2 protein-coding genes are annotated in these 4,870 nt (G+C 49.3%); one reads left to right on the forward strand and one right to left on the reverse strand.

Annotation, left to right across the window (positions count from 1 at the left end):
• Window positions 1–314: 314 nt before the first annotated feature.
• Window positions 315–3,737: an ammonium transporter gene (gene amt / locus NG833_RS26070; protein WP_256556166.1), complete on the reverse strand. Its 3,423-nt coding sequence runs from the start codon at window positions 3,735–3,737 to the stop codon at window positions 315–317.
• Window positions 3,738–4,324: 587 nt separating this feature from the next.
• On the opposite strand from amt, the gene NG833_RS26075 reads away from it, so the two are divergent.
• The gene (locus NG833_RS26075; protein WP_254568192.1) at window positions 4,325–4,678 is read left to right on the forward strand and encodes a DUF732 domain-containing protein; all 354 of its coding nucleotides are present in this window, start codon (window positions 4,325–4,327) and stop codon (window positions 4,676–4,678) included.
• Window positions 4,679–4,870 lie beyond the last annotated feature (192 nt).

The following is a 4,870-nucleotide window of genomic DNA, read 5'->3' on the forward strand; positions in this document are numbered from 1 at the left end:
ACTAAGGGGATTGCAAAATATAAATCCTCCAAACGCGCAACTGAAAGTAAGGTATGTGTAGGGGCGCAATGCTTGCGCCCCAGGGGCGCAAGCATTGCGCCCCTACATTGATCGCGCTACTCCGTTGATCTACGAACGAACGTTTTGGGTATTTTATTTTTTGGAGTTCCCTAAGTAATAAGTAAAAGGGGTTCCTCCGGTCCCCTCCCCTTACCAAGGTCCGGGTTAGGGTGGGGTTCCAAGTCCCCTCCCCTTACCAAGGGACCAGAAATGCACTGAAATCTGTCGTTCTCATCCGTTCCAAACTATAGCAACTACAAAGAGGATGTCAACCCATTGACCCTCAATTCATGCTTCAGTAAATAAGTAGTCATTTTCCCCTTCCCCTTCACCTGAATCAGACCCCGCTTTTCTAATACAAACTTCCCTTCTAAACGAGAGTAAGTCGATTCCGTGACTTGAATTGCACCCGGAATTCCATGAGATTCCATGCGGGAGGCAATATTCACCGTATCCCCCCATAAATCATAGATAAACTTCTTCAACCCAATCACCCCGGCGATCACCGGACCGCTATTAATGCCAATCCGAATCGTAAAGGGTTCGCGAATTTTTGTGCTAAACTCAATCACTTCTTGCTGCATATCCAAGGCCATTCTGGCAATTGCCTCCGCATGATCTTCCCGGGGTAACGGCAATCCCCCCACCACCATATAAGCATCCCCAATCGTCTTAATTTTTTCTAACCCATGTCGTTCTGCCAGCAAGTCAAAAGTCGAAAAAATATCATTGAGTAAATGAACTAACTCCGTCGGGGAAACCCGAGACGCTAACTTAGTAAATCCCACAATATCTGCAAATAAAACCGTTGCCTCGGCAAATCCATCGGCAATCGTGCCTTGTTCCTGCTTCAGTCGAGTCGCAATCGCCTCGGGTAAAATATTTAATAACAACCGTTCCGACTTTTCTTGTTCATTTCTTAACGCAATTTCTGCTTGTTTGCGTTCCGTAATATCCCGACAAAGGGCTAACAACAATTTGCGATTCCCCGCCTCCAACAACCCGACACGAACATCCACGGGAAATGTACTCCCATCCTGGCGACGATGCACCCCTTCTAAGGCAAGGGGAACCCCGCGAACCATCTCCCGCCAGCGTTGTTTGAGGGTTTCAAAGGGTAACTTTTGTTCAAGGTCCGCTATTGAGCGATCGCGCAACTCCTGACGACTGTATCCTAAACTGTCACAAACCGCATGATTAACCTCAATAATCTGCCCCTCTAAATCATGGATAATAAACCCATCTGCCGCCTGTTCCATCACCGAGCGAAATCGTTCTTCACTGTCTCTGAGTGCTGCTTGTGCTTGTTTGCGTTCCGTAATATCTCGAATCGCCGCCACCCGCAATTCCCGCCCTTCGGAGGGAAGCATTCGCCCTTCTATTTCAATGGGAAAGCGAGTGCCATCTTGTTTTAATCCAGTCACTTCGTAGGGTTTTTCATACCCAGTCACGATATGTTTGAGAACCAAATCCCGATGTTCGGGGACAATCAAACTTAACCCATTGCGATCGATTAAATCCGCGAGGGGATAGCCAAACATATTCACACAAGTTTGGTTGACATCGATAATTTTTCCATGCTCATGAACGACAATGGCTTCTAAGGTTGCCCCGGATAACCGGCGAAACCGTTCCTCACTTTCTTCTAAGGCTTTTTGAGCTTGTTTGCGATGGGTAATATCTCGAAAGGTTCCGGTATAAAAAACGGTGTCTCGAAATTTAGCTTCTGTAATCGAAACCTCCACGGGAAATTTAGAGCCATCGGCGCGAATTCCGACCCGTTCATGAGGATGTCCCGATGCGACAATTTCAGATAAAATTTGGGCAATTTTGAGGTGTTTGTCCGGTTGCCAATATAAAATATCTAGCCCAAATTCAATGATTTGAGGGAGAGACATTCCTAATAAGACGGATTTGGGATAGCCAAAAATCACTTCTGCCCGAGGATTAAGGCTCATGATTTGAAAATCCGAGGCGTTAAAGGTGGCGATCGCATCGGTAGCAGTTCTCACAATTGCATCCGTCCGAGTCACCGCCTCCTCTAGGGCATTCATCACCTGATTATAGCGATCGGCAATTTGACCCACCTCCGTAAACGGTTCCACCGGCACTCGCAACGTCAGGTCCTGGGTTTTCGCCTGGGCATCCATTACCCGAAACAAATCCAAAATCTCGGTTTTCGCACGATGTTCCGAAACATTCAAGCCAATATACTCATCGGCTGCTGAGACTCGCAACGGAAAAAATCGATTCACCATCCAGAGAAACGAATAAGCAATCCCAAAGGCAAGCATAAAACAGGTGACAATCCCTAAAACCTGGACTCCCAACTGTTCTAGGCGATTCAACCCCGTTCCCAACAGTTCCAGGTCCCCAAACAACGCCACCGCTAAGGTGCCCCAAATTCCGCCCCCGAGATGGACGGGGACTGCACCCACCGCATCATCCAACCGGCATCGGGCTAAGAGGGACTCGACTGCGATCGCCACCAACCCGGCGATCGCCCCAATCGTCACTGCTGAAATAGCCGTTACCCCATGACAACAGGCCGTAATCGCCACCAACCCCGCCAAGGACCCATTAATCAGCCGGTCCACCTCGGGAATCTCCCGGGACCACCACCCCGTAATCAAAGCAGTCATCATTCCCGCGACCCCAGCCAGGACCGTATTCACAATTACCCGGGCCACATCTTCATTCAGGGCCAGGGTACTGCCGCCATTAAACCCAAACCAACCTAACCATAAAATCAACGCCCCCAAAACCGAAATCGGCAGGTTAGAACCGTGAATTTTTTCCGCCTTCCCGAACTGGGGAAACCGACCCGCACGGGCCCCAACAATGGGTAAACTGGCTAAAGAAACCCAACCCCCCACACTGTGAACCACCGTGGAACCAGCAAAATCCACAAACCCAAGTTTTCCCAACCATCCCATCAGCGCCCCTTGTTCGACGCCATTCCAGGCCCAATGTCCAAAAATAGGATAAATTAGGCCAGAAATGAGGCAAGCGATTAACAGGTAGGACCCGAATTTCATCCGTTCCGCGACGGCACCGGAGACAATGGTGGTGGCGGTGCCACAAAACATGGCTTGGAATAAAAAGAAGGCCAAATCAAAGGCCGGTAAGTCTGTTTTTAACAAGAATCCGCTACCGCCAATCCAGCCTTGGAAAGAAGTACCAAACATCAGGGCAAATCCAAAGGCCCAAAATAAAGCTACGGAACAGCCAAAGTCGGTAAAGTTTTTAACCGCAACGTTAATACTATTTTTAGAGCGAGTCAGTCCGGATTCTAAACACATAAATCCTGCTTGCATCAAGAAGACCAAGCCAGAGCATAATAAAATCCAGAGAATGTCAATGGTGAGATAAGTGGGTTGAGCGGGAGATTCGTCCTCTCCCTCGCTAAACCGAGATTCATCGCTGCGGGTAATGGCGCTGGTGGGTTCAGGATTTGGGACTCCCCGCCCAGTGGGAATGGGAAAGCTCAAGGGTTCGGACGGCGATCGCGGTGGCTCTAACAGGGCGCTGGATGAGCCAGTCTGGGCGATTAAGATTGGGCTTGCGAGGCGATCGCAATCCCTAGAGGGAGTGGCTGATAACCGGGGTTGGAGGGTAATCACCAATCCCAGGGTTAACAGAAATAAAAGCATCCCAATCAAGGACTTTCGGTGCATAGATTCCAGGTACAAGGGATAGGATGTCAGCGTAATTTTATGAAAATTTTCCCGGGATGACCCCGGGGTATTTTAATAAACAGAGCCAAGGTTTATACGGTCCGGAATTTCTTCTCATAATTTTACAAACCCCATTCTTTCCGTCATTAAACTTCAGAAAATGTGGCGAACTAACGCCTGATTGTTTCGATAGCGCGTCTTCATCCGTTGGAGAATTCGGACCCGCCAAAACACCCTATGGATCGGGTTAGGGCAGTTCCTCAACGGCACCTCCAGCCCATGATGGAAACTCGCACTCTCTATTGAGGGCCGGCATCGCTACTATAGCCTACGGACCCAACTTATCGAGGGAAAAAATCCCCCAGTTTCAGACTCGTCTTTCCCTTGCGCCGTTCTCCATTGAGCCGAGGGTCAAGGGTTTTGGAGTTGTCCAGGTTCAATTCACCCGGATTAGAGGGCGATCGCCCCCTAAGCTGACTTGACCCCCACCCCTTATAATGCAGGGGTAAATTAAACCGTTGAGCTGTCCCCAATCGGGTTCAGTCGTTGAATGGGAAACAATATCACCGCTTTCTTAACATAAAATTATGCTGAAAACATCCCTGGCTTGTCTAAGCACTTCCCTAGTTTTATGCTCCCTCACTCCCGCTTATGCTCAAGAATTTGATACCGTTTTACAAGGACTGTTGACCCCAGAGGAACTCCAAATCCATCAAGGGGTGGGGAGTCAACAGGCGGAACAGTTGGGACAAAATGCCTGTAACGCTCTGGCCGCAGGGTCGTCCGTCCAGGACTTTGCTACCGAAGTCGCCGAGTCTTTGGCGCAACAAAACCTGCCCCAATCGCAATTAGAAGCGCGGGCGCTCTATAGTGGTAAAGTGATTGCCGTTGGAGTCGCCCTCTTCTGTCCCGAGCGCTTTTCCCAATTGCAAGAATTATAAGCCAAAGCAGGCTTCACCCACCGACACCGGGGTGAAGCCTGCTTTGGCTTCCGATTAGGGGATTCCAACAAATAAATCATCCTTGCTTTGATGCGATCGCACCTAACAAGGCTCTTTTAGCCCGCGCAGGCACCGCTTTGTCCGTGTAGCCCCAGGCTTGAGCCTGCGGGTTTTTTGAAGGTTTTATTTTTT

Source organism: Oscillatoria sp. HE19RPO, assembly GCF_024220515.1.
Classification (GTDB): Bacteria; Cyanobacteriota; Cyanobacteriia; order Cyanobacteriales; family Laspinemataceae; genus Laspinema.

Coding starts and splice junctions, on each gene's coding strand:
- amt (WP_256556166.1), bottom strand. CDS start 3,737: ATGCACCGAAAGTCCTTGATTGGGATGCTTTTATTTCTGTTAACCCTG.
- NG833_RS26075 (WP_254568192.1), top strand. CDS start 4,325: ATGCTGAAAACATCCCTGGCTTGTCTAAGCACTTCCCTAGTTTTATGC.